The following is a 23,161-nucleotide window of genomic DNA, read 5'->3' as shown; positions in this document are numbered from 1 at the left end:
CGCTTTTGTTATTCAACGTACCGAACGTCCCGCGCCGGTCGGCCTAGAGTAGCGCCATGACCGACGCCCTCAAACTCTACAAGGCCAAGCGCAACTTCACGATCACGCCCGAACCGGCCGAAGGCGGTGAAGAAGGGCAGGAAGCGCTGACATTCGTGATCCAGAAGCACTGGGCCACGCGCCTGCACTACGACTTCCGCCTCGAACTCGACGGCACCATGAAGAGCTGGGCCGTGCCGAAGGGCCCCAGCTACGACAGCCACGACAAGCGCATGGCCGTGCATGTGGAAGACCACCCGATCTCCTACAACGATTTCGAGGGCACGATCCCGGAAAAACAGTATGGCGCCGGCAAGGTGATCATCTGGGACAAGGGCACGTGGCACCCGATCGGCGACCCGCGCAAGGGCTACCGCGACGGTAACCTGAAGTTCGAGCTGCGCGGCCACAAGATGCACGGCCGCTGGGTGCTGGTGCGCATGCGGCGGTCCGGCGAAAAGCAGGAGCCGTGGCTGCTGATCAAGGAAAAAGACGACTACGTGCGGTCCGCCGCCGAGTTTTCCGTCATCGATGAGATGCCCGACAGCGTGAAGGCGCTCGGCATGCCGACGGCCGAACCGTTGACTCCCGAGGCACAGGAAGCGGAAAGCACCGCGCTGGCGCATCAGGGCAAGCCTGCACGCAAGGCCGCGGCAAAGAAGGCGACAGCGAAGACGGCGGCAGCGAAGACGGCGACAGCGAAGACGGCAGCAAAGGCCCCTGCGACAAAGTCGGCGGCGAAGGCTCCGGCAAGGAAGGCCGCCGTGAAGGCCGGTGCCCGCGGCAGCACGGACCCGCTGGCCACCGTGAAGCTGCCGGCCACGCTGTCGCCCGAACTGGCCACGCTGGTCGACGGTCCGCCCGCCGACCCGGGAAACTGGATCTTCGAACTGAAGTTCGATGGCTACCGCCTGCTGGCCCGCATCGAAGGCGACTCGATCGAACTGTGGACGCGCAACGGCAATAACTGGACCGGCAAGCTCGAACCGCTGCGCGCCACGCTGGAAACGATGCAGCTGCCGGACGGGTGGTACGACGGCGAGATCGTCGTCCACGATGCGAACGGCCGGCCGAACTTCGGCCTGCTGCAGCAGGCGTTCGACGGGGAAAAGACAAAGAACATCGTGTTCTTTGTTTTCGACGCGCCGTACCTCGACGGCCACGACCTGCGCGACGTGCCGCTGGCCCAGCGGCGCGAGCTGTTGCACACGGTGCTGGGCGACGACACGACCGGCAAGGTACGCTTCTCCGCCGAGCTGGCGGCGCCGCCCGAGGAAATCGTCGCCGCGGCCTGCCGCCTGGGCCTGGAAGGCATCATCGGCAAGCGGCGCGACGCGCTGTACACATCGCGCCGGTCGGGCGACTGGATCAAGCTGAAATGCGCGCAGCGCCAGGAATTCGTCATCGGCGGCTACACGGATCCGAAGGGTTCCCGCGTGGGCATCGGCTCGCTGCTGCTGGGGTACTACGACGACGAGGGCACGTTGCACTACGCCGGCAACGTGGGCGCCGGCTTCAACGACACATCGCTGCGCGACATCATCGCCAAGCTGAAGAAGGTGGCCAGCGACACGAACCCCTTCGCGCCCACCAAGGCGATCGAGAAAAAGGCGCACTGGGTCAAGCCCACGCTCGTGGCCGAAGTAACGTTCGGCGAGTGGACGGGCAGCGGCTCGATCCGCCATTCCGTGTTTCATGGCCTGCGCACCGACAAGAAGGCGGCGAGCATCCGCCGCGAGCAGGCTACCCATGTGGAGGATGTCATGCAACCCCAATCCGAACCGAAGGGCGCGAAGCGTTCCACAACGGCCACCAAGGCCACCAAGGCCACCAAGGCCACCAAGCCCAAGGCAACCGGCGCAGGCAGGGCAGCGAAGGCCGATCCCGTGGCCGACTCCGACGTGGACAGCAAGCTGCCGACGACGCTGAAGGTCACGAACCCCGACCGGTGCATCGACCCGGCCAGCGGCATGACGAAGATCGGCCTGGTACGCTACTACGCGCTCGTGTCCGGCCTGATGCTGGAGCACCTGAAGGGCCGGCCGCTGGCGCTGGTGCGGGCGCCGTCCGGCGTCGGTGGCGAGCTGTTCTTCCAGAAGCATTCGGAGGTGGGCAAGCTGCCCGGCGTGAAGCAGTTGCCGCAGGAGCTCGACCCGGAGCACCCGACCATGCTCGAAGTGCCCAACGTGCAGGGCCTGCTGTCGTGCGCGCAATGGAACGTGGTCGAGTTCCACACACAGAACGCGTTCGCAAAGAATTACGAGAAGCCGAACCGCATGGTATTCGACCTCGACCCCGGCCAGGGTGTGTCGTGGCAACAGATCCAGGAAGCGGCGCAGCTGATGCGCGCCTTCCTGGAGGAATTGGGATTGCCGGCATTCCTGAAGACGAGCGGCGGCAAGGGCCTGCACGTCGTGGTGCCGCTGAAACCGCAGCATGGCTGGGACGTGGTGAAAGGGTTTTCCAGCTTTATCGTCGAGCACATGTCGCGCACGCTGCCGGACCGCTTCGCGTTCAAGAGCGGGCCGAAGAACCGCGTCGGCAAGATCTTCATCGATTACCTGCGCAATGGCCGCGGTGCCACCACGGCCGCCGCCTGGTCGGCGCGCGCACGGCCCGGCATGGGCATCTCGGTTCCCGTGGCCTGGAGCGAGCTCGAACACCTGAAGGGGGGCGACCATTGGACCGTGGCCACCGCGCATACGCGGCTCGACCACGGCAACACACCATGGGCGGACTACGCGAAGAGCGCCGCCAGCATCACCAAGGCAATGAAGCAGCTGGGCTACAAGCCCGGCTGATCCGGTGCGGGCAGCAATCCGTTGATGGTGCCGTAGGCTTCCGCCTCATCGACCATCACGCCCGACCGGCCATGCGCCAGGAAACCGCCCGCCACGCGGGAGGCGTGCGCCCACAGCGTTTGCGGCAGCCACGAGCCGGTGCTCACGCGCCGCACGCCCAGCGCGGCCAGTTCCGCGACCGGCACCAGCCCGGGCCAGGCAATCGCGTTCAGCAGCAGGTCCGTGCCGGCGGCCAGTGCCGCGATCTGCGCCGTGTCCGTGACGGCCAGCGGGAACAGCCCGTCCGCTCCAGCCTCCCGGTACCACCGGGCGCGCCGCAGCGTTTCCTCGACAAGCGCTTCCGCCGGCACGAGCTGGCGCGCGAACACGTCGCAGCGGATATTGATGTACAGGTTCACCCCGGCCCGTGCCGCCGCAGCGCGCGCCGCCTCCACCTTCCGGCACAGCAGCTCCGGCGGCGCCGATCCGTCCTGCAGGTTGATGCCGACCGCGCCTGCGTCGATGAAGCGCGCCACGCAGGCGCCAACGGCCGCCGGATCGTCCGAATAGCCGCCTTCGATGTCCACGCTGAGCGGCACGTCGATCACGCGGCGGATGCGCCGCACGCAGGCCACGTGCTCGTCCAGCGGCAACTGGTCGCCATCCCGGTAACCCAGCGACCAGGCCACGCCGGCACTGGTCGTGGCGATCGCCTGCGCGCCCAGGCTGGCGATGAGCCGGGCGCTGCCGGCGTCCCAGGCGTTTGTCAGGATCAGCGGTTGCGACTGGCGGTGCAGTGCGTGGAAGAGGGTGTCCATGGATCTCCTTGTCAAATCGATCATTTTAAGAGTAATGCGGCGTTACAGGCAGCCGTTGTCCGATTTACGCTTCGCCATCGGGATGGGTGGACGCACCGGACGCGGCGACGACTCAGACCAGGCCCAATGCGAGCGCCTTCAGCACGGCCGCCGGCCGCGTGGAGCATTCGAGCTTGGCGAAGATGCTGTCGACATGCGTGCGCACTGCACCCGCGCTGATGCGCAGGGCTCGTGCCGCTTCACACGGCGGGGCGCCACTGCCGACCTGCCGCAGCACCTCGATCTCGCGGTCCGTCAGCAGCCCCGTGCGCGGTGGCGCGGCGGGCCGGCTGGCCCGGGCGGCGGCGATCACGGCTTCCACGGCATGCGCGTCGAAGCGGCCCGCCTGTGCCGCCAGCAGGGTGGTGGCGGCGGCAGGTCCGTAAGGTGCGCGCCATGGCCGGGGCGCACGCAAGGCCGCCCAGGCCGTCGCGGCGGCGAGCAGCCGGTGCGCCGGGGCCAGTGCTTCGGCGCGCAGCCTGCGGAAGTAGCCGCTGCCATCGAGGCGCTCATAGGCATGCGCGGCCAGGTGCGCCGCATCGGCCAGCGCCGGCGCATGGATCGCCAGTTGCGATGTCCAGTATGGCGCGCGACGCACGGCGTGCCAGTCGGCCTGGCGCAGCCGGCCATGGCGTTCCCAGACCGGATTCGGAATGACCGCGCGGCCGATGCCGTGGACCAGCGCGGCCTGCTCCAGGCATTGCACATCCGCTTCCGGCAGGCCAGCGAGTACCGCGGCGCCACGTGCCAGGGCGGCGACGCGGCGCGCATGGCCGGTGAGCCACGGCAGCTTCAGTTCCATGACGTGTGCGACCAGTGCCAGGCTGGCTTCGCCGGGCAGCGGCGGGGTGGCCTCATCCGGCGCGTCGAGCCAGTCGCGCGCATGCGGCACCATGCGCCGCACCAGTTCGGCCGGATATTTGCGCCCGCCCAGGCGGCCGATGCGCCGCAGCGCCTCGTCGAGGCCATGCGCGCGCGACAGCACATCCAGGTCGCCGGCCAGCGCCACGTGGAAGACGACGGGCGGTATGCGATCGCCCGCCAGCCGCGCCGGCAGGCCGCCGCCATCGGCATGCTCGAAGGCATGCCGCAGACCTTCCTCGACCGCGGGAGGAAGACCCAGCAGCCGTGCCACGCAAGTAGCGACCTCGCATTGCGCCCGCGCCAGCGGTTCGACACCTGCGAACGTGAGCGGGTGGGGACGGGGCAGGGTGCGCGCCAGCATGGCGCCGCGCCCGGCCACGTCGTCGCCGAGCAGACGGGCGAATCCCGCCGCACTGGCGGTGGCGCCGCACCAGCGCAGCCGCGCGACCAGCCGGGCCGCTGCCACGCCATCGGCCCCGGCGCCATCGGCGGCGGCCACGCGTGCCGCCAGTTGCGCCACGCGCGCGGAATGGCCGGCCTGCTGGCCCATCGCGAGGTCGCCGGTCATCGCCAGCGCGCTCACGGCATCGTCCAGGGCCAGGGTGTCGGATCGCATCATGGCCGGTACTGTAGCGGCGCGAGGCGCCACCGGCAAGGGCGCAGGCCGCGCTTCTACATGCCCGGCGGCGGGTTGACCGGAATCGGATTGCGAAGCGACAGGTTGATCACGTTCCAACCGCGGATCACGGCGATCGCATAACCCAGTTCGGCGACCTGCGTTTCGTCGAAGTGCTCGCGCAATTCGCCATAGGCCGCATCGGTGTCGTCGTGCTGCGGCAAGGCATTGAGCGCGTCGGCCCAGCGCAGCGCGGCCCGTTCGCGGGCATCGAAGAACGGCGATTCGCGCCACGCCGCCACCGTGTTCAGGTGGCGTGGATCGGCGCCCTGGCGCACCAGGTCGCGCCAGTGCATGTCGACGCAAACGCCGCAGCCATTGGTTTGCGACACGCGCAGGTTGACCAGTTCGACGATGCGTTCGCCGAGCGAGCTGGTCTTGGCGGCCTGCGACAGGGCGATCATCGCCTGCAGGCTCTTTTGGGCGACGGAAAACAGGGGAATGCGTGGCTGGGACATGGGGTTTCCTTATCAAGTGATGCGGGGATGCGCACAGTGCGCAGCCTTCCACCCTTAGACGGCACGGCGCGATCGCTTGTGACAGCGCGGGCGAATACTCCCCAAAACTTGCGCAAGGGCGCAGAGTTGTTAACAAAATCTGTGGATAAGCTTGTGCACCAGCGCTGCGCTCGCTTGCTAATTACCTGATTTAAAGAGGTAATTTTCGTCCGCCTTGATTTCGAGCAGGCAATGGCTTGTCGCATGGTTGCCACATGGAAATTCGGAAGTGGTGCGGAGGCTGTCGGTCGATGTTAATATTGCCGGAAAGCACTATCATGGTGCAATCCTTCGGCCCCGACCCCTGCCCGAATCGCCCGACCGCCCGGTCGTTGTCCCGACTTTCCTTGTTGATCCGATGCCTGAATTGACCCGTACGCGATTCGCGCGGCTGTGTGCCGCCATACCCCTGTTGTTACTGCCGCTGGCCGCGCACGCCGGACGTCCGCTCGTGACCGACGACGCGTCGGTGCTGGCGCCGGGCGATTGCCAGGTCGAAGCATCGGCCAGCCGGGGGCCGGGCCAGCGCTGGCTGGCGCCCACGTGCAATGTGGCGGAAAACTGGGAAGCGGGGATCGGTGCGGGCAATGTGCGCAGCGGCGGGGAATTCCACCGTGCCATCGTGATCGGCGCAAAGACGGTATTGCGCCCCTTGTCGGAAGACAGCTTCGGCCTGGGCGCCGCGGTGTCGGAACAGCGCATTGCCGGCCCGGAAACCTCGCGCGACCAGACCGTGAACCTCATCGCCAGCGTGCCGCTCGCGTCATGGGCGACCGCACACGTGAATGCCGGCGCGATCCGGCACGGCATGTCGCACCAGCATGCGGGCACATGGGCCGCGGCGCTGGAAACCACGCGCGGGCGCGGCGGCCTCACGTTCGAGACGTTCGGAGAACGGGGATCGAGCCGCGGCTGGCAGGCGGGCGCGCGCTGGACGGTAGTGCAGGATGTGCTCGATCTCGACGCCGGCTATGGCGAACTGCACGATTGCGATGGCCGCCGCCGTTTCGCGACGGTCGGCCTTACGTACGTGTTCCAGCGCTGATCGGCAGGCCTGCTTCCACGCGGCTTTTCAAGCCGCGCGTTTCAAGCTGCACTTTTCAAGCTGCACTTTTCAAGCTGCACTTTTCAAGCTGCGCTTTTCAGGCAGCTTTTTTGCGCGTCGCCGGGGAGGATTTCGCCGCCGTTTTCTTCGGCGCCGCGGGCTTCGACGCGGCAGCCTTGGCCGCCCCGGTCTTCGGCGCCGCGCGTGCCGCGCCGCCCCCGCTGCGACCAGTGCCGGAACGCGAGGTGGCCGAGCGCGGCGCCGTCTTCTTCTTCGGCGCCGGTGCATCCTCCTCGTCGCCGGATTCCTCGACGCTGTCGCTATCGTCTTCGTCCTCGTCGGCAGCCGCCTTCCTGCCCTTGCCCGGCTTGTTGCCGAGCGATTGCTTCAGCAATGCCACCAGGTCGATGACATTGGAAGCCGGCTTGGACTCCGTTTCCTTCGACGGCATCGTGATCGATTTCGTCTGCCCGGCCTTCACCTTTTTCTCGACCAGCGCCAGCACGTCTTCCTTGTAGGTGTCGTGGTACAGGCTCGGGTCCCAGTCCTCGCTCATGCCTTCGACGAGCGACAGCGCCATCTTGAGTTCCTTGTCCGAGATGCCGGCGGCCTTCAGGCCCTTGCCGGGCAGCTCCAGGCCTTCGGTATCGCGGATCTCGTCCGCGTAGCGCAGCGTGTTCATGATGATGCCGTCTTCGCTGGCCACCAGCGCGCACAGGTGCTGCTTGGTGCGGATCACCACCGTGGCGATGCCGATGCGGCCGGCGCGGCGCAGCGTCTCGCGCAGCAATGCATACACCTTGGCGCCGCCGCGGCCGGGCGCCAGGTAGTACGGCGTCTCGTAGTAGGTCAGCGGCACGTCCTCGGCGTTGACGAAGGAGATGATGTCGATCGTCTGGGTGGCCTTCACGTTGGCCCGCTTCAGGTCTTCGTCGGACAGCACCACGTATTCGCCGGAGGTGTACTCGTAGCCCTTGATGATGTTGTCCCACGCGACTTCCTTGCCGCTGCCCTTGTTGTAGCGCTTGAAGCCGATGGGCGAGAAGTCGCGCTTGTCGAGCATGGTCAGGTCCAGCTCGTTCTGCTTCACGGCCGAGTACAAGTCGACCGGGATATGGACCAGGCCGAAGCTGATGGCGCCTTTCCAGAGCGAGCGGGCCATGGCGCCTCCTAGCCGATGCTGCCGGTGACCGGCAGCACGATGCCGCTGATGTAGCTGGCAGTGGCGGGCGACGCCAGGAACACATACGCAGGCGACAGCTCTTCCGGCTGGGCGGGGCGCTTCATGTCGGTGCTGGCGCCGAATTCCTTGATCTTGTCCGGCGTCTGGTCGGCCGGGTTCAGCGGCGTCCACACGGGGCCGGGGGCCACCGCGTTGACGCGGATGCCTTTCTCGATCAGGTTCGAGGCCAGCGACATCGTGAACGCGTGGATCGCGCCTTTCGTGGACGAATAGTCGAGCAGCTTGGACGAACCGCGCAGGCCCACGACGGAACCGGTATTGATGATCGACGCGCCTTTCTTCAGGTGGGGCAGGGCCGCCTTCGCCATGTGGAAGTAACCGTAGATATTGGTTTTCATCGTCAGGTCGAAGCGCTCTTCGGTGATGTCCTCGAGCGAGTCGGCATGTTCCTGGAACGCGGCGTTGTTGACGAGGATATCGAGCTTGCCGAATGCCTTCACGGTTTCTTCCACGGCGCGGCTGCAGAATGCCATTTCGCGCACGTCGCCCGGGATCAGCAGCGCACGGCGGCCCTCGGCCTCGATGTGGCGCCGCGTTTCCTCGGCATCCTGCTGTTCGTCGGGCAGGTAGACCAGCGCCACGTCGGCGCCTTCGCGCGCATACAGCACGGCCACCGCGCGGCCGATGCCGGAATCGCCGCCCGTCACGATCGCGCTCATGCCTTCGAGCTTGCCGCTGCCCTTGTAGCCGGGCGCCAGGAATTGCGGCTTCAGTTCCATCTCGGCTTCGATGCCGGGCTTGTCGAGGTGCTGGTCGGGCAGCGGCGTTTCCGGGAACGCATGGGTACCCGCCTGCACCGCCTGCTCTTCCTTCTGCTCGCTGCCGCCCTGCGACTGGGCGGCATCCTTGCTGTCCTGCTGCTGCTGGATATCCCGCTGCAGGTTGCCTACGTCTTGTGCCTTGTTTTCGGAATTGGACATTTCACGGTTCTCCCAATGATCGAGGGCACAGTATTGGCGTCCATGCCATTCCTTACAGTGCGCTTCCGCACAAAAGGCAGTCGGGCGTCCGGATTCTGCAAGCATTGCCTGGAAACAGGGGACGGACCCCTGTTTCCAGGCAATGCCATTGCCGTCAATGATCGAACGCCTGCTTTGTTCGCAGGAAGTTTCTTGGAAACAGGGGTACGTCCCCTGTTTTGCTTGTCAGCACACTTATGCAGGTCAGGCGACCGGCACCTTGCGTGGCAGCAGCAGCGCCGCGTTGCCGCCGGCGATGGCGTCGGCGGTCTGGACGATGGTGTCGTACGGGGCGCCGAGGGAAATGGCGCTGGCGCTGTCGAGGCGGTGGAACTGCTCCGGTGACAGCTTGACGTCCAGCGCACCAAGGGTGCCGTCGAGCTGGGCCAGCGTGCGCGGGCCGAGGATCGGTACCAGCGCCGTGGCCGACGCGGCATCGCGGTGCAGCAGCCACGCGATCGCCACCTGGGCCGGCGGCGCGTCGACCTCGGCGGCGACGGCCAGCACGGCGTCCAGCGTGGCGGTGGCCCGCGCGGAGTCTTCCAGGTGCACGAGCCGCCCGCCGAAGCCCTGCAGCCGGCCCTGCTCGTTGTTGCGGTATTTGCCTGTCAGCAGCCCCCCGCCGAGCGGAGACCACAGCGCGCCGCCCAGGCCGAGGCCTTCGATCATCGGCAGCAGTTCGCGGTCCGCGCCCCGTTCGGCCAGGCTGTATTCCATCTGCACGCCGGCCAGCGGCGTCCAGCCGCGCAGCTCGGCGATCGCGTCGGCGCGGGCGATGCGCCACGCGGGGAAGTTGGACAGCCCGGCATACAGGATCTTGCCGGCCCGGACCAGGTCGTCGAATGCGCGCAGGATTTCCTCGACGGGCGTGTGGGCATCGGCGAAATGCGCCCAGTAGAGGTCGATGCGATCCGTTTTCAGCCGCTTCAGGCTGGCCTCGACGGATTGCACCATTGCCTTGCGGCTGTTGCCGGTGCCGCTGACGCCGCCGGGGCCGGACAGCGTGAACTTGGTGGCCAGCACGAAGTGGTCGCGCTCGGCGGCGATGAAGTCGCCCACCAGTACCTCCGACTGGCCGCCCTGGTAGCCATCGGCCGTGTCGATGAAGTTGCCGCCGGCCGCAGCATAGCGGTCGAACACGGCCTTGGCCTCATCGCGCTCGCTGCCGTAGCCCCAGCCAGTGCCGAAATTGCCGGTGCCCAGCGCCAGTTCGGAAACGCGCAGGCCGCTGCGGCGGCCGAAACTTTTATAACGCATGGTGATTCCTTCACGGTGATCGCTTTGTTTAAATGACGGTCGTCATGTATGCGTCATATATTACGACCATCATGTATAATGTCAAGCATCTTTTTGGGAGGCGGGCATGAAAGTGACACGCGAACAGGCGGCGCAAAACCGGGAACGCATCGTGGACACGGCGGCAAGGCTGTTTCGCGAGATGGGATTCGACGGCATCGGCGTGGCGGACCTGATGAAGACGGCGGGCCTCACGCACGGCGGCTTCTATGGCCACTTCGATTCGAAGGAAGCGCTGCTGGGCGAAGCCGTGGGCCGTGCGCTCGACGGGGCGGGCGGCGGCTGGCAAGCGCTGATGGCGCAGCACCCCGGCGATGCGCTGGGGGCGGTGGTGCGCTCGTACCTGTCGCCCGCGCACCGCGACAACCCGGGGCAGGGCTGCGCGATCTCCGCGCTCGGTGCCGACATTTCACGCGCCGGACCGGCCGTGCGCGATGCGGTGACGGAGCGCACGCAAGCCCAGTTGGCGCTGCTGGCGGCGGCATCGCCCGGGGACAGCGACGACGAACGTCGCCGCCATGCGATCGCCACCTATGCCGCGATGATCGGCGGCATGGTGCTGGCGCGGGCCGTATCGGATAAGGCCCTGTCGCAGGAAATCCTGGCGACGGTGGCCGCTGCGCTGGCATTGCCGCCTGCATGACGACAGTGGCCCGGCAGGGCTCGTGTCCGATTTCGGGCCTGACCCCATGGTGGACACGAACTCTGCCGTGATAGGCTTGCGCCTTCACACGTCATAACAGGTTTCATCAGCATGCTCGACTGGCTCAGACATTACCGCCGCGCGGCGCTGCCCGGCGATATCGGCGCGGGGATCGTCGTGGCCATGATGCTGGTGCCGCAGGGCATGGCCTATGCGCTGGTGGCCGGGTTGCCGCCGGTGGCCGGGCTGTACGCGAGCATCCTGCCGCCGCTCGTGTATGCGCTGTTCGGCAGCAGCATGACGCAGTCGGTGGGCCCGATGGCGATCGTGTCCCTGATGACGGGCGCGGTGATCGGGCCGCTCGCGGCCGGCGCGCCGGGACTGCACAGCGTGCTGGCGGCCCAGCTGGCGCTCGTGGCGGGCGCCGTGCTGCTGCTGTGCGGCCTGCTGCGGCTGGGCTTTCTCGCCAATTTCTTCTCGCGGCCCGTGATGAGCGGCTTCACCGTCGGCTCGTCGCTCGTCATTGCCTGGGGCCAGGTGAAACCGCTGCTGGGCGGACCGTTGCAGCAGCCGCATGGTCCGAGCGCGGTCCTGGGCTGTGTGTCGCTGGCGCTGTTGCTGCTGGCGCGCAGCCACCTGGCGAAACTGCTGAAGCGTGCCGGCATGGCCGCCGCCGCGGCGGACGTGCTGTCGAAACTGGCGCCGATGGTCGTGGTGCTGGCCGCCACCGCCGCCGTTGCGGCCTGGGGCGGGCACGGCATCCGCCTGACCGGGCCGGTGCCCACCGGGCTGCCGCAACTGAACCTGGCCACTTCGCCGTCGCACTGGCGCGACCTGCTGCAACCGGGTCTGCTGATCGGCTTCGTCGTCTTCCTGATGAGCATGAGCGCGGCGCAGACGCTGGCGCAAAAGCGCGGCGAGAAGCTCGTGTCGAACCGCGAGCTGGTGGGGCTGGGCGCGGCCAACGTGGCCAGCATGGTGTCCGGCGCGTTTCCCGTCACGGGCAGCCTGTCGCGCTCGGCCGTCAACTTCGCCGCCGGCGCCAACACGCCGCTGGCCAGCGTCATTTCCGCCGTGCTGCTGGCCTGTGCGCTGGTGCTGCCCACCGGCTGGCTGGCATTGCTGCCGCTGCCGACGCTGGCGGCGACGATCATCGTTGCCGTGCTCGGCATGCTGGAAATCGATACGCTGAAAACGGCATGGCGCTACGACCGCGGCGATGCGCTGGCCTGGCTGGTCACGTGCATCGGTGTGCTGGCGCTGGGCGTGGAGGCGGGCGTCATCGTGGGCGTCGTGCTGTCGATGGGCACGCTGATCTGGCGCGCCAGCCGGCCGCACATCGCCGTGCTCGGTAGGATTCCCGGCACGGAGCACTTCCGCAACGTCGACCGCTATGCGGCCACGCGTTCCGAGGCGGTGCTGATCCTGCGCATCGACGCCAACCTGTTCTTCGGCAACGTGGAAGCCGTCAACGAACGGATCGAGGATGAACTGCGCGACAATCCGGCCACGCGGCATCTCGTGCTGACGATGCTGGCCGTCAGCTCGATCGACACCACGGCGCTGTTCGCGTTGTCCGAACTCAATGCCAGCCTGCGTGCGCGCGGCATCGGCCTGCACCTGGCCGAAGTGAAGGGCCCGGTGATGGACCGGCTGCGCGACAGCACGCTGCTGGACCAGCTGAACGGCAAGCTGTTCCTCAGTACCGCCATGGCCAGTGACTATCTCAATAACAAGGACCCATCATGAAACGATCCGGCGCGGCCATTGCCGCCAGCCTGCCGAGTTTCCTTCTCTCCTGTCTGCTGGTGCACGTGCCGGCCCACGCGGCGCCCGGCGATGCCGATGCCCGGCTGCGCGCCATCTACGAAAGCGAATGGCAATGGCGCCAGCAGCAGCGCCTGGAAAACGAGGAAGATGAGACGGACGGCATCGCCGCGGCCTTGCCGCAGGTGGATGCCGCCACGCAGGCGGCGCGCCGCGCGCGCTGGGAGCGTGTGCTGCAGCAGCTCGACGGCGTGCCCGATGCGGACCTGTCGGCGCCCGAACGGGTGAACTACGCCGTGTACCGCGCGCAGGTGGCGGCACTGGCTGCGAACGTGCGCTACCGCGAATATGAAAAACCGCTGAACGCCGATTCCTCGTTCTGGTTCAACATGACGTACGAGGCACGCAAGCCGTTCCGCACGCAGCAGGATTACACCCATTACGTGGCCCAGCTGAACGACGTGCCGCGTTATTTCCGCGAACAGGTCGCCAACATGCGCGCCGGCCTGGCACGCGGCTTCACGCCGCCGAAGGTAACGCTGGCCGGCCGCGACGCGACGATCGCCGGCATCGCCGAGGCCAGACCCGAGGCAACGCCGTTCTACGCGCCGTTCAAGGACATGCCCGCGACGATGCCGGCGGCCGAGCAGGCGCGCCTGCGCGCCGCGGCCGTCACGGCGATCGAGCAAAATGTCATTCCGGCCCACGCGGAACTGCTGCGCTTCATGCGCACCGAGTACCTGCCGCGCGCAACGGAAAGCCTGGCCGCCGAGCGCCTGCCCGATGGCAAGGCCTACTACCAGTCGAAGATCGTGGAGTACACGACAACCACCCTGAGTGCCGACGAGATCCACCGCATCGGCCTGGCGGAAATGGCGAAGATCCGCGCGGAGATGGCGCAGGTGATGAAGGAGGTGAAATTCGACGGCGACCTGCCGGCCTTCCTGAGCTTCCTGCGCACCGACCCGCGCTTTTATGCGAAGACGCCGGAAGAGCTGCTGATGCGCGCCGCCTGGGTCGCGAAAAAATTCGACGGCAAGGCCGGGCAGTATTTCGGCCGGTTGCCGCGCAGCCGCTTCGCCATCATCCCCGTGCCGCCGGACCAGGCGCCGTACTACACGTCGGGCCGCGGCGGCCCGGGCGTCTACCTCGTCAACACCTACGACCTGCCATCGCGCGCGCTGTACAGCCTGCCCGCGCTGACGCTGCACGAATCCGCGCCCGGCCATGCCTTCCAGATGCCGGTGGCGATGGAGCAGGGCGGCCGGCCCGCATTCCGCAACGCCTACATCTCGGCCTATGGCGAAGGCTGGGCGCTGTACTCCGAGCGGCTCGGTACGGAGATGGGCATCTATGAAACACCTTACGAGGTGTTCGGCATGCTGAGCTACCAGGCCTGGCGCGCGTCCCGCCTCGTCGTGGACACGGGCGTCCATGCGAAAGGCTGGACCCGCGAACAGGCGCAGCGCTACCTGATGGACAACACGGCCCTGTCGCGCCACGAAGTGGCAACGGAAGTGGACCGGTATATCTCGTGGCCGGGCCAGGCGCTATCGTATTACCTGGGACAGATGGCGATCGTCGAAGCGCGCAAGAAGGCCGAAGCCGCGCTCGGCGCGAAATTCGACATCCGCGCCTTCCATGACACGGTGCTCGAACTGGGTTCCGTGCCGCTGCCTGTGCTGAAGGCCAGGATCGACCGGTTCATCGGGGAGGGTGGTAAAGGGCCGTACGGGTGAGGCCGTCGATGGCCAGGACCGGTATCGTCAGTAGATACCCGCAAGCAGCTTGCCCGGCCACGCCGGTGCATTGAAAGATGGTGCTCGCACCATCATGTTGCAAGTTTGCTTCGTTAATGAATCTTTATGCGCAACGTTGCCGATTTGTCGTCATAATGGTGCAACCGTTCTCAACAGCATCTCTTCTCAACCTTACCGGAATACCGCCATGCCGCTTTACCAGATCTGGTACAACGACGCCGACCAACCGCTGGTCGTCAACACGCCTTACCGCCTGCGCGACATTGAAATCGCCGGCGAAATCATCCGCAACGAACACCGGCAGAACCGCCAGAGCGCCGATCCCGCCGGCCTGACGGTGCGTGAACTGCTGCGCGTGAATGGCTTGCGCAACGTGCGGTACACGCTGGACGAAAGCGAGCCTGTCGAGCTGCGGTGAGAATTTCCCGTTAGTTTGCACCACGGCGGTGCGTACGCTCTGCCGTGGTGCATCCGTGGGGCGTGATGCACCCAAAATGCTGGCACACAACTTGCTCATAGCACAGGGTTATTGTTTATTGATCTCCCATGCCCGACTGTCCGGAACGCTTCTACGGGAACGACCTCGCCCCGATCCCGCCCTGCGCGCAGCATGCCCCATGGCGGGCGCATCTCACGCTGGCGTTTACCCGCGATAGCGATACCACCCGCCTGACCCGCCGCGAGCACAGTGGCCCGCTGCGCGTCCAGAAACCGCTGTATCCCGAAGATGCGTCCATTTGCCACGCCATCGTGGTGCACCCGCCCGGCGGCGTTGTCGGCGGCGACGAACTGGCGGTCGATGCCCACCTGAACGCCAATACGCACGCGCTGCTGACGTCGCCCGGTGCCGCCAAGTGGTATCGCGCCAATGGCCGCGTCTCGCGCCAGCGCATCGGCCTGTCGGTCGACGCCGGCGGCTCGCTCGAATGGCTGCCGCAGGAAACCATTTTCTTCAACGACGCTCACGTCGAACTCGACCATCACGTTACGCTGGCGGCGGATGCCAGTTATCTCGGCTGCGAGATCCTGTGCCTGGGCCGGCGCGCGTCCGGCGAATCGTTCGCCAAGGGCCGCGTGACCCAGCGCACGTCGGTGCGCCGCGGCGGCCGGCTACTGTGGTGGGAGCAGGGCGCGCTGACGCCGGCCACGCTGGCCAGTCCGCTGGGCCTGGATGGCCGCACGGTGTCGGCGATGCTGCTGGCCGTCGGCAAGCCGGTGTCAGGCGACACCGTGGCCGCACTGCGCGCGCTGGCCGATGGGCCGTGCTTCGGTGTCACGCAACTGAAACATGTGCTGTGCGTGCGCTGGCTGGGGCAGGACAGCGAAGCCGCGCGCGAACTGATGCTGGCCGCCTGGCGCATCGTGCGGCCGGCGGTGCTCGGCCGCGCCGCCATCGACCTGCGCAGCTGGCGCACCTGACGCGCATTCCCAGAAAGATTCCCATGGATTTGACTCCCCGCGAAAAAGACAAGCTGCTCATTTTTACCGCCGGCCTGCTGGCCGAACGCCGCCTCGCACGCGGCCTGAAACTCAATTACCCCGAAGCGGTGGCGCTGATCACGGCAGCCATCATGGAAGGCGCGCGCGACGGCAAAACCGTCGCGCAGCTGATGTCCGAGGGCGCACACATACTGACCCGCGACCAGGTGATGGACGGCATCCCCGAGATGATCCCCGACATCCAGGTCGAAGCGACTTTCCCGGACGGGAGCAAGCTCGTGACCGTCCACAACCCGATACCGTGAGGTGAAACATGATCCCGGGCGAATACCGATTAGAGGACGGCGACCTGCCGATCAACGACGGCCGTGAAACGGTGACGATCGTCGTGTCCAACGTGGGCGACCGGCCGATCCAGGTCGGCTCCCATTTCCATTTCTTCGAAGCGAACAACGCGCTGTCGTTCGAGCGCTGGAAGGCCTACGGCAAGCGGCTCAATATCGCGGCCGGCACCGCCGTGCGCTTCGAGCCGGGCCAGCAGCGCACCGTCGAACTAGTGGCCGTTTCCGGCGACCGCGAAGTCTACGGCTTCGCCGGCCAGGTCATGGGCAAGCTGAAGGACAAGCCGGACGGCGAGCCGGATCCAACATAAACAAAGGAGATCAGATGGCAACTATTTCCCGCCGCGCCTATGCGGAGATGTACGGGCCCACCACGGGTGACCGCATCCGCCTCGCGGACACGGAGCTGTTCATCGAGATCGAGAAGGACTACGCCATCTATGGCGAAGAAGTGAAATTCGGCGGCGGCAAGGTGATCCGCGACGGCATGGGCCAGTCGCAGCGCGTGCACGCCGATGTGATGGATACCGTGATCACGAACGCGGTGATCGTCGACCACTGGGGCATCGTGAAGGCCGACATCGGCCTGAAGAACGGCCGCATCGCCGGCATCGGCAAGGCCGGCAACCCGGACATCCAGCCGGGCGTGACGATGGCCATCGGCGGCGCCACCGAGATCATCGCCGGCGAAGGCATGATCGTCACGGCCGGCGGCATCGACAGCCACATCCACTTCATCTGCCCGCAGCAGATCGAGGAGGCGCTGATGAGCGGCGTGACGACGATGCTGGGCGGCGGCACCGGCCCGGCCGTCGGCACGGCGGCCACCACCTGCACGCCGGGCCCGTGGCACATCCACTCGATGCTGCAGGCGGCCGACGCCTTCCCGATGAACCTGGGCTTCCTCGGCAAGGGCAACGTGTCGCTGCCGCGGCCGCTGGAAGAGCAGGTGGAGGCGGGCGCCATCGGCATGAAGCTGCATGAGGACTGGGGCAGCACGCCGGCCGCCATCGACAATTGCCTTTCCGTGGCCGACCGGATGGACGTGCAGGTGGCGCTGCACAGCGACACGCTGAACGAGGGCGGCTTCCTCGAAGAGACGCTGGCCGCGTTCAAGGACCGCACGATCCACACGTTCCACACGGAGGGCGCCGGTGGCGGGCATGCGCCGGACATCATTGCCGCCGTCGGCGAATCGAACGTGCTGCCGTCGTCGACGAACCCCACGCGGCCGTTCACCGTCAACACGCTCGACGAACACCTCGACATGCTGATGGTGTGCCACCACCTCGACCCGGCCATTGCGGAAGACGTGGCGTTCGCGGAGTCGCGCATCCGGCGCGAGACGATCGCCGCCGAGGACATCCTGCACGACATCGGGGCGATCTCGATGATGTCGTCCGACTCGCAGGCGATGGGCCGCGTGGGCGAAGTGGTGCTGCGCACGTGGCAGACGGCGCACAAGATGAAGGTGCAGCGCGGCCCGCTGCCGGAGGATTCCTCCCGCAGCGATAACTTCCGCGTAAAACGCTACATTGCCAAGTACACGATCAACCCGGCCATCACGCACGGCGTGTCGCACGTGGTGGGCTCGCTGGAGGTGGGCAAGATTGCCGACATCGTGCTGTGGAAGCCGGCGTTCTTCGGCGTCAAGCCGTCGATGATCCTGAAAGGCGGCATGATCGCGGCGGCGCAGATGGGCGATCCGAACGCGTCGATCCCTACGCCGCAGCCCGTGCACTACCGCATGATGTTCGGTGCGTTCGGCGGCGGGCTGAAAAAATCGTTCACCTTTGTTTCGCAGGCCGCGTTCGACGCCGGCATCGGCGAGCGGCTGCAGCTGAACAAGCCGCTCATCGCCGTGAAGAACACCCGCAACGTCCGCAAACGCGACATGATCCACAACGGCGCCACGCCGGTGATGGAAGTCGATCCCGAAACCTATGAAGTGCGTGCCGACGGCCGGCTGCTGGTCTGCGAACCGGCGGACATCCTGCCGATGGCGCAGCGCTATTTCCTCTTTTAACTTATCGTCTCCCATGCTGACACTGCACACGAAAATCACCAACGCCGGGCGCGTCGACGCGTCGCTCGTGCTGCCCTACGAACTGCGTGAGAAATGCCGGCTGCGCGCCACGCTCGATACGGGCGAGGAAGTCGCCATCTTCACCGTGCGCGGCACCGTGCTGCGCGACGGCGACCTGCTGACCGGCGAGGAAGACCGCGTGGTGCGCGTGGTGGCGGCGCCGGAGGCGACCTACCGCGTGACCGCGCCCGATGCACTGGCGTTGCTGCGCTGTGCCTTCCACCTGGGGAACCGCCACACGCAGGCACAGGTGGCCGACGGCTTCCTGAGGATCCGCGCCGATGCGGTGCTGAAGGACATGCTGCACGGACTGGGCGCCACGGTGGTCGAGGAATCGGCCCCATTCGAGCCGGAGTCCGGCGCCTATTCGGCCGGTGGCGGCCATCATCACCACGATCACGGCCATGGTCCGCTCGCGCCGGTGCCGCTGCGGCAGAAGATCCATCGGCCTTCCGACCCGAAGGAGGCTGCGTCATGATCGCGGCCGCCCAGTTGCTGCACCTGCTGCAATTCGCCAGCCCGCAGTTGCCGATCGGCGCCTACAGCTATTCGCAGGGTCTGGAGGCGGCGCTGGAACAGGGCATCGTCAAGGATGCCGCCAGCGCGCATGCGTGGATCGCCCGCCAGTTGCACGAAGTGGTCGCGCTGTGGGAAGCACCGCTGTGCTGGAAGCTGATGGAAGCGTTCACGGCGCGCGATGCGCAGCGCGTGGCGGAACTGTCGGAGCGCGCCATCGCGTCGCGCGATACGGCGGAGTTTCGGGCCGAGACGGTGCAGATGGGCTATTCGCTGGCCCGGCTGATCGAGGAACTGGGCATCGCCGACGAGGGCGCGCTGGCCATGCTGAAGGAGGGCGGCGAGGTGCCGCTGGTGGCGGCCTACGCGTGCGCCGTGTCGGCATTGGGGATTCCCCATGAGGAGGCGCTGCTGGCCCTGCTGTTCTCGTGGGTGGAAAACCAGGTGCTCGTATGCGTGAAGTCGGTACCGCTGGGGCAGGTGGCCGGGCAGCGGCTGCTGCTGTCGCTGCGAACGGACATCGAGGCGGCGGCGCTGTGCGCGCAATCGCTGGCTGAGCATGAATTATCGAACTGGACGCCGGGCCTGTCGCTGCTGTCGATGCGGCACGAGGTTCAGTACAGCCGGGTTTATCGTTCCTGATATCCGGTCTTGAATAACGAGGAGAAGAACATGGTGGTGCAATCCAACCCGCTGCGCGTGGGCATCGGCGGGCCGGTCGGCTCGGGCAAGACCGCGCTGTGCGAAATGCTGTGCAAGGGCATGCGCGACGCGGTCGACATGGCCGTCATCACGAACGACATCTACACGCGCGAGGACATGGAAATCCTGCTGCGCGCCGAGGCGCTGCCGGCCGAGCGGCTGATGGGCGTGGAAACGGGCGGCTGCCCGCACACGGCCATCCGCGAGGATGCGTCGATCAACCTGGAAGCCATTGCGCGGATGCAGGCCGATTTCCCCGACCTGGAACTGATCCTCGTCGAATCGGGCGGCGACAACCTGGCGGCCACGTTCAGCCCGGAACTGTCCGACCTGACGATCTACGTGATCGACGTGGCCGGCGGCGAGAAGATCCCGCGCAAGGGCGGCCCGGGCATCACGCGGTCGGACCTGCTGATCATCAACAAGACCGACCTGGCGCCGCACGTGGGCGCCAACCTGGACGTGATGGCGGCGGATGCGAAACGCATGCGCGGCAACCGCCCTTTCGTGTTCACCAACCTGCGCAGCGGCGACGGGGTGGAGACCGTGATCGCATTCATCCGCGAGCAGGGCCTGCTGGGTCAGGCTCCGGCGCTTAACAAATAGTTTCGAGGAGATTCAATGAAAAAAATGTTCGCCACCGCCATCCTGCTGGCCGCCAGCCTGCCGGCGCTCGCCCATCCGGGGCATGCCGGGATGGGCTTCGCCGACGGCGTGCTGCATCCGCTGACCGGCATCGACCACCTGCTGGCCCTCGTCGCGGCCGGCATCTGGAGCGTGCGGCAGGCACGGGGTTCGGCCTTTGCGCCTTCGCCGTCACCACACCCGCTGGCCTTGCCGGCCGTGTTCGTGGCGATGATGGGAGCCGGCGCGGCCGCCGGCATGGCGGGGCTGCACATTCCGGGGCTGGAGGGCGGCATCGCGCTGACGGTGATGCTGACCGGAGCACTCGTCGCCGCCGCGGTCCGGCTGCCGCTGTGGGCTGGCGCAACGCTGCTGGGTACCTTCGCCGTCCTGCACGGCAACGCCCACGGCCTGGAATTGCCCCATGCCGCCAGTGCCGCAGGCTATCTCGGCATGAGCGCGCTGTTGCTGGGTGCGGGCCGGTTCATCGGCAGGCTGCCACTGGCTCGCCTCACCGGGGGCGCCATCGCCGCCGCCGGCCTGGGCATGCTGGCGCTCAATTAAGTCTGCGGAATCAGGGACGCAGAATCAGGGACCCAAAACTAGGGACAGACCCTGTTTTCCAGGAAATTCCAAAATTTGGGACGGACCGGCGTCCCGGTCCGTCCCTATTTTTTACTTTAGTCCCGCGCCTCCTTGCGCCGTTCGCCGAGCACGATGGGGGCGGCCCATTCGGGATGCTTGCCCTGGCGACCCGCATAGGCGGCCCGGATGGCGGCCAGGTCCTGCTCCTGGTCGCCCGTCAGCCACAGGTGCTGCGTGAAATCGAGCGTCTTGTTCGGGTAATCCAGGCTCACCAGCACGAGGGGCACCTTCGCCTCTAGTGCAAGGTGGTAGAAGCCGCTCTTCCAGTTGGGCCGGTAGCCACGCGTGCCCTCCGGCGTGATTACCAGCCAGTACCAGCTTTCCGCATGCATGCGTTCCGCCTGCGCCCGGATCATGCCCTGTGGCGCGCTGCGGTCGACCGGCTGGCCGCCCAGCGAACGGAACCACGTGCCCAGCACCGGGATGCGGAACATCGAATCTTTCGCCAGCCAGCGGAATGGCAGGTCCATCGCCCATTTGCTGACCAGTCCGATCACGAAATCCCAGTTGGACGTATGCGGATAGACCACGGCGATGCCGCGCGGCCCGGGGAGCGGGCGGAACTTCATCCGCCAGCCGAATAAATGCAGAACTCGCAAGGCCAGGCGCTGTCTGAGTGTTGGCAGATGCCCGGGCGCCAGCCGATGCTCGTTCGTGTGTTCCTGGCTGGTTTCTTTGTCGTTCATGACGTTTCCTGACCTTGCATTTTCTGACCTTGCCCAAGCAACTTTTTCCTTGGCAACCTTGCCTTCAGCGACCACGTTACCGACCTTGCCTTCGCCCACAGTGGGTGCGCTTGCAGTGCCTGGCACATGTTTCGCTTTTCACTTTGTGAAACCGCGGACGGCATTCTATCCGCGCCCATCCGGCGCGGCAAGGCGCCGCCGGGCGGCATCCATATTGCCTGAGTGCATGATCGGCGCCGCATCCCCGGCTGGATCGGCTTTGCCACTGAGAAAAGGAAGGTATCAAAATGGTACAACAACAATTACTGTGCGTTCCCGCACCCGATGCCTCCACCATGGCCATGCTGGAGGCCGCCGCCAATGGTTTCACCGTCCGCTTCGTCCGCGACCTGGCCGGGGCGCGGGGCGCGTTACGCGCGCATCCCGTACCGGTTGGCCTGGTCGTGCTCGATAAAAAAATCGACAGCGCGCCCGGCAAGCCGGGCGGCGTCGAGACGTTCGACCTCCTGCTGCGCGAGCACTACCGCACGCGATGGGTGGCGGTCTGCACCGTACATGCGCTGGAGGACGCCGGCTGTCGCAAGCTCGTTGCCGACCATTGCCTTCGATTTTCACACGATGCCGGTCGACACGGCGCGGTTGAGGCAGACGCTTGGTCACGCGTTCGGCATGGCGAGCCTGGGTCCGATGGCTGGCGAGGCCCAGCACCATGCAACCGAACCGCATGCGTCGCGGCTCACCGGAAACAGCGAGGCGATCGCCCGCCTGCGCAGGCAATTGCGCAAGGTGGCGGCCGCCGATGCGCCAGTGCTGATCTGGGGCGAAAGCGGTACCGGCAAGGAGCTCGCGGCGCGCGCGGTGCATGAAGGTTCCGCGCGTGCACGTGGCCCATTCGTGCCGATCAATTGCGGCGCGATCCCCGCCGGGCTGGTGCAGTCGGAGCTGTTCGGCCATGAGCGTGGCGCATTCACGGGCGCGGGCAAGGCGCGTGCCGGCCTGATCGAGTCGGCCGCGGGCGGCTCGGTCTTCCTCGATGAAATCGGCGACTTGCCCCTCGACATGCAGGCGAACCTGCTGCGCTTCCTGCAGGAAAAAACGATCTACCGCGTGGGGGGCACGCGCCCGCTGCCGGTGGACGTGCGCGTGATCGCGGCATCCCATGTCCGGCTCGACGCCGCCGTTGCCCGCGGCATGTTCCGCGAAGACCTGTTCTATCGCCTCAACGTGCTGGCCCTGGAGATGCCGCCGCTGCGCGAGCGCCGCGAGGACGTTCCGGTGCTGGCCGAAACCTTCTTCCACGACCATGCCCGCGAACGCCCGGCGTACGTACGGGGCTTTTCCCATGGAGCACTGGAAGCGCTGCGCGCCCATCACTGGCCCGGCAACGTGCGCGAACTGCACAACCGGGTGCGCCGCGCGGCCGTGATGGCGGAAGGCCGGCTGATCATGCCGCACGACCTTGGCCTGGATGCCGCCACGATCCCGGCGCTGGCCCTGAACGGCGCGCGCGTGCAGGCCGAACGCCGGGCCATTGAAGCCGGCCTCGGCGCCGGCAAGAGCATCACGCACGTGGCGCGGGAACTCGGTGTCTCGCGCATGACCATCTACCGCCTCATGGCCAAGCACAGCATCGCCCCCCCGGAGCGCAAGCGCGAGCCTTGATGTGCGGCGAGGCGCGCGCGCCTGGGCTGCGGC

Annotated in this window: 22 protein-coding genes and 1 pseudogene; 16 read left to right on the top strand and 7 right to left on the bottom strand. The window is 66.8% G+C overall.

Annotation, left to right across the window (positions count from 1 at the left end):
- Positions 1-56 precede the first annotated feature (56 nt).
- Positions 57-2,840 carry a DNA ligase D gene (gene ligD / locus ACY65G_RS11480; protein ID WP_464997480.1) on the top strand — a complete coding sequence of 928 codons (2,784 nt, stop codon included), beginning with the start codon at positions 57-59 and terminating at the stop codon, positions 2,838-2,840.
- Here ligD and ACY65G_RS11475 read toward each other — a convergent pair.
- The 3 genes from ACY65G_RS11475 to ACY65G_RS11465 all read right to left on the bottom strand — a co-directional run bounded on the left by ACY65G_RS11475 (position 2,825) and on the right by ACY65G_RS11465 (position 5,674).
- Positions 2,825-3,637, bottom strand: coding sequence for an isocitrate lyase/PEP mutase family protein (locus ACY65G_RS11475; protein ID WP_464997479.1), 813 nt, complete (start codon positions 3,635-3,637; stop codon positions 2,825-2,827). The two genes, ligD and ACY65G_RS11475, sit on opposite strands and share 16 nt — an antisense overlap.
- Positions 3,638-3,749: 112 nt before the next feature.
- A complete protein-coding gene (locus tag ACY65G_RS11470) occupies positions 3,750-5,159 on the bottom strand; it encodes an HD domain-containing phosphohydrolase (protein WP_464997478.1) in 1,410 nt (469 codons plus the stop codon).
- 53 nt (positions 5,160-5,212) lie between these two features.
- Positions 5,213-5,674 (bottom strand): carboxymuconolactone decarboxylase family protein, encoded by a 462-nt coding sequence (locus ACY65G_RS11465; protein ID WP_464997477.1) that lies wholly within the window; start codon positions 5,672-5,674, stop codon positions 5,213-5,215.
- A 406-nt stretch (positions 5,675-6,080) separates the two neighbouring features.
- Here ACY65G_RS11465 and ACY65G_RS11460 point away from each other — a divergent pair, with 406 nt between their 5' ends.
- Complete coding sequence (locus tag ACY65G_RS11460) at positions 6,081-6,758, top strand: hypothetical protein (protein WP_464997476.1); 678 nt, start codon at positions 6,081-6,083, stop codon at positions 6,756-6,758.
- A gap of 97 nt (positions 6,759-6,855) precedes the next feature.
- On the opposite strand, the gene ku is transcribed toward ACY65G_RS11460, so the two are convergent.
- From ku to ACY65G_RS11445, 3 genes are all read right to left on the bottom strand, one after another.
- Positions 6,856-7,920, bottom strand: a complete 1,065-nt coding sequence (gene ku / locus ACY65G_RS11455) for a non-homologous end joining protein Ku (protein WP_464997475.1) — start codon at positions 7,918-7,920, stop codon at positions 6,856-6,858.
- A gap of 8 nt (positions 7,921-7,928) precedes the next feature.
- Positions 7,929-8,921: an SDR family oxidoreductase gene (locus ACY65G_RS11450; protein ID WP_464997474.1), complete on the bottom strand. Its 993-nt coding sequence runs from the start codon at positions 8,919-8,921 to the stop codon at positions 7,929-7,931.
- A gap of 243 nt (positions 8,922-9,164) precedes the next feature.
- Positions 9,165-10,217 carry an aldo/keto reductase gene (locus tag ACY65G_RS11445; protein ID WP_464997473.1) on the bottom strand — a complete coding sequence of 351 codons (1,053 nt, stop codon included), beginning with the start codon at positions 10,215-10,217 and terminating at the stop codon, positions 9,165-9,167.
- Between the two features lie 106 nt (positions 10,218-10,323).
- On the opposite strand from ACY65G_RS11445, the gene ACY65G_RS11440 reads away from it, so the two are divergent.
- The 12 genes from ACY65G_RS11440 (at position 10,324) to ACY65G_RS11385 (ending at position 20,699) form a co-directional block, all read left to right on the top strand.
- Positions 10,324-10,899: a TetR/AcrR family transcriptional regulator gene (locus tag ACY65G_RS11440; RefSeq protein ID WP_464997472.1), complete on the top strand. Its 576-nt coding sequence runs from the start codon at positions 10,324-10,326 to the stop codon at positions 10,897-10,899.
- Between the two features lie 111 nt (positions 10,900-11,010).
- A complete protein-coding gene (locus ACY65G_RS11435; RefSeq protein WP_464997471.1) occupies positions 11,011-12,648 on the top strand; it encodes a SulP family inorganic anion transporter in 1,638 nt (545 codons plus the stop codon).
- On the top strand, positions 12,645-14,405 hold the full coding sequence (locus ACY65G_RS11430; protein WP_464997470.1) for a DUF885 domain-containing protein: 1,761 nt from the start codon (positions 12,645-12,647) through the stop codon (positions 14,403-14,405). Before ACY65G_RS11435 ends, ACY65G_RS11430 begins: the two co-directional genes overlap by 4 nt.
- A gap of 208 nt (positions 14,406-14,613) precedes the next feature.
- The gene (locus ACY65G_RS11425) at positions 14,614-14,844 is read left to right on the top strand and encodes a hypothetical protein (RefSeq protein ID WP_131146250.1); all 231 of its coding nucleotides are present in this window, start codon (positions 14,614-14,616) and stop codon (positions 14,842-14,844) included.
- A 128-nt stretch (positions 14,845-14,972) separates the two neighbouring features.
- Complete coding sequence (locus ACY65G_RS11420; protein ID WP_464997469.1) at positions 14,973-15,845, top strand: urease accessory protein UreD; 873 nt, start codon at positions 14,973-14,975, stop codon at positions 15,843-15,845.
- Positions 15,846-15,868: 23 nt separating this feature from the next.
- Positions 15,869-16,171, top strand: a complete 303-nt coding sequence (locus ACY65G_RS11415; protein ID WP_464997468.1) for an urease subunit gamma — start codon at positions 15,869-15,871, stop codon at positions 16,169-16,171.
- Positions 16,172-16,179: 8 nt separating this feature from the next.
- On the top strand, positions 16,180-16,518 hold the full coding sequence (locus tag ACY65G_RS11410; protein WP_464997467.1) for an urease subunit beta: 339 nt from the start codon (positions 16,180-16,182) through the stop codon (positions 16,516-16,518).
- Between the two features lie 14 nt (positions 16,519-16,532).
- Complete coding sequence (gene ureC / locus ACY65G_RS11405) at positions 16,533-18,233, top strand: urease subunit alpha (RefSeq protein ID WP_464997466.1); 1,701 nt, start codon at positions 16,533-16,535, stop codon at positions 18,231-18,233.
- A gap of 13 nt (positions 18,234-18,246) precedes the next feature.
- The gene (ureE, locus tag ACY65G_RS11400) at positions 18,247-18,771 is read left to right on the top strand and encodes an urease accessory protein UreE (protein ID WP_464997465.1); all 525 of its coding nucleotides are present in this window, start codon (positions 18,247-18,249) and stop codon (positions 18,769-18,771) included.
- Complete coding sequence (locus tag ACY65G_RS11395) at positions 18,771-19,451, top strand: urease accessory protein UreF (protein ID WP_464997606.1); 681 nt, start codon at positions 18,771-18,773, stop codon at positions 19,449-19,451. Before ureE ends, ACY65G_RS11395 begins: the two co-directional genes overlap by 1 nt.
- 30 nt (positions 19,452-19,481) lie before the next feature.
- Positions 19,482-20,117 carry an urease accessory protein UreG gene (ureG, locus tag ACY65G_RS11390; RefSeq protein WP_464997464.1) on the top strand — a complete coding sequence of 212 codons (636 nt, stop codon included), beginning with the start codon at positions 19,482-19,484 and terminating at the stop codon, positions 20,115-20,117.
- A 15-nt stretch (positions 20,118-20,132) separates the two neighbouring features.
- Positions 20,133-20,699, top strand: coding sequence for a HupE/UreJ family protein (locus tag ACY65G_RS11385; RefSeq protein ID WP_464997463.1), 567 nt, complete (start codon positions 20,133-20,135; stop codon positions 20,697-20,699).
- A 116-nt stretch (positions 20,700-20,815) separates the two neighbouring features.
- Here ACY65G_RS11385 and ACY65G_RS11380 read toward each other — a convergent pair whose 3' ends face one another.
- Complete coding sequence (locus ACY65G_RS11380; RefSeq protein ID WP_464997462.1) at positions 20,816-21,466, bottom strand: 1-acyl-sn-glycerol-3-phosphate acyltransferase; 651 nt, start codon at positions 21,464-21,466, stop codon at positions 20,816-20,818.
- A 287-nt stretch (positions 21,467-21,753) separates the two neighbouring features.
- Between ACY65G_RS11380 and ACY65G_RS11375 the strand changes: the two are divergent.
- Both ACY65G_RS11375 and ACY65G_RS11370 read left to right on the top strand, forming a co-directional pair.
- Positions 21,754-22,020 (top strand): annotated as a pseudogene (locus ACY65G_RS11375) (hypothetical protein); the annotation flags it as partial.
- 34 nt (positions 22,021-22,054) lie between these two features.
- A complete protein-coding gene (locus ACY65G_RS11370) occupies positions 22,055-23,128 on the top strand; it encodes a sigma-54 interaction domain-containing protein (RefSeq protein ID WP_464997461.1) in 1,074 nt (357 codons plus the stop codon).
- Positions 23,129-23,161 lie beyond the last annotated feature (33 nt).

The organism is Pseudoduganella sp. jia 12 (genome assembly GCF_055502675.1).
Note: the sequence above shows the minus strand (reverse complement) of the source record. Positions and strands in the feature narration are given on the sequence as shown.

Coding starts and splice junctions, on each gene's coding strand:
- ACY65G_RS11380 (WP_464997462.1), bottom strand. CDS start 21,466: ATGAACGACAAAGAAACCAGCCAGGAACACACGAACGAGCATCGGCTG.
- ku (WP_464997475.1), bottom strand. CDS start 7,920: ATGGCCCGCTCGCTCTGGAAAGGCGCCATCAGCTTCGGCCTGGTCCAT.
- ureC (WP_464997466.1), top strand. CDS start 16,533: ATGGCAACTATTTCCCGCCGCGCCTATGCGGAGATGTACGGGCCCACC.
- ACY65G_RS11450 (WP_464997474.1), bottom strand. CDS start 8,921: ATGTCCAATTCCGAAAACAAGGCACAAGACGTAGGCAACCTGCAGCGG.
- ACY65G_RS11385 (WP_464997463.1), top strand. CDS start 20,133: ATGAAAAAAATGTTCGCCACCGCCATCCTGCTGGCCGCCAGCCTGCCG.
- ACY65G_RS11445 (WP_464997473.1), bottom strand. CDS start 10,217: ATGCGTTATAAAAGTTTCGGCCGCCGCAGCGGCCTGCGCGTTTCCGAA.
- ACY65G_RS11420 (WP_464997469.1), top strand. CDS start 14,973: ATGCCCGACTGTCCGGAACGCTTCTACGGGAACGACCTCGCCCCGATC.
- ureE (WP_464997465.1), top strand. CDS start 18,247: ATGCTGACACTGCACACGAAAATCACCAACGCCGGGCGCGTCGACGCG.
- ACY65G_RS11415 (WP_464997468.1), top strand. CDS start 15,869: ATGGATTTGACTCCCCGCGAAAAAGACAAGCTGCTCATTTTTACCGCC.
- ACY65G_RS11470 (WP_464997478.1), bottom strand. CDS start 5,159: ATGATGCGATCCGACACCCTGGCCCTGGACGATGCCGTGAGCGCGCTG.
- ACY65G_RS11430 (WP_464997470.1), top strand. CDS start 12,645: ATGAAACGATCCGGCGCGGCCATTGCCGCCAGCCTGCCGAGTTTCCTT.
- ACY65G_RS11440 (WP_464997472.1), top strand. CDS start 10,324: ATGAAAGTGACACGCGAACAGGCGGCGCAAAACCGGGAACGCATCGTG.
- ACY65G_RS11465 (WP_464997477.1), bottom strand. CDS start 5,674: ATGTCCCAGCCACGCATTCCCCTGTTTTCCGTCGCCCAAAAGAGCCTG.
- ACY65G_RS11475 (WP_464997479.1), bottom strand. CDS start 3,637: ATGGACACCCTCTTCCACGCACTGCACCGCCAGTCGCAACCGCTGATC.
- ureG (WP_464997464.1), top strand. CDS start 19,482: ATGGTGGTGCAATCCAACCCGCTGCGCGTGGGCATCGGCGGGCCGGTC.
- ACY65G_RS11425 (WP_131146250.1), top strand. CDS start 14,614: ATGCCGCTTTACCAGATCTGGTACAACGACGCCGACCAACCGCTGGTC.
- ACY65G_RS11435 (WP_464997471.1), top strand. CDS start 11,011: ATGCTCGACTGGCTCAGACATTACCGCCGCGCGGCGCTGCCCGGCGAT.
- ACY65G_RS11410 (WP_464997467.1), top strand. CDS start 16,180: ATGATCCCGGGCGAATACCGATTAGAGGACGGCGACCTGCCGATCAAC.
- ligD (WP_464997480.1), top strand. CDS start 57: ATGACCGACGCCCTCAAACTCTACAAGGCCAAGCGCAACTTCACGATC.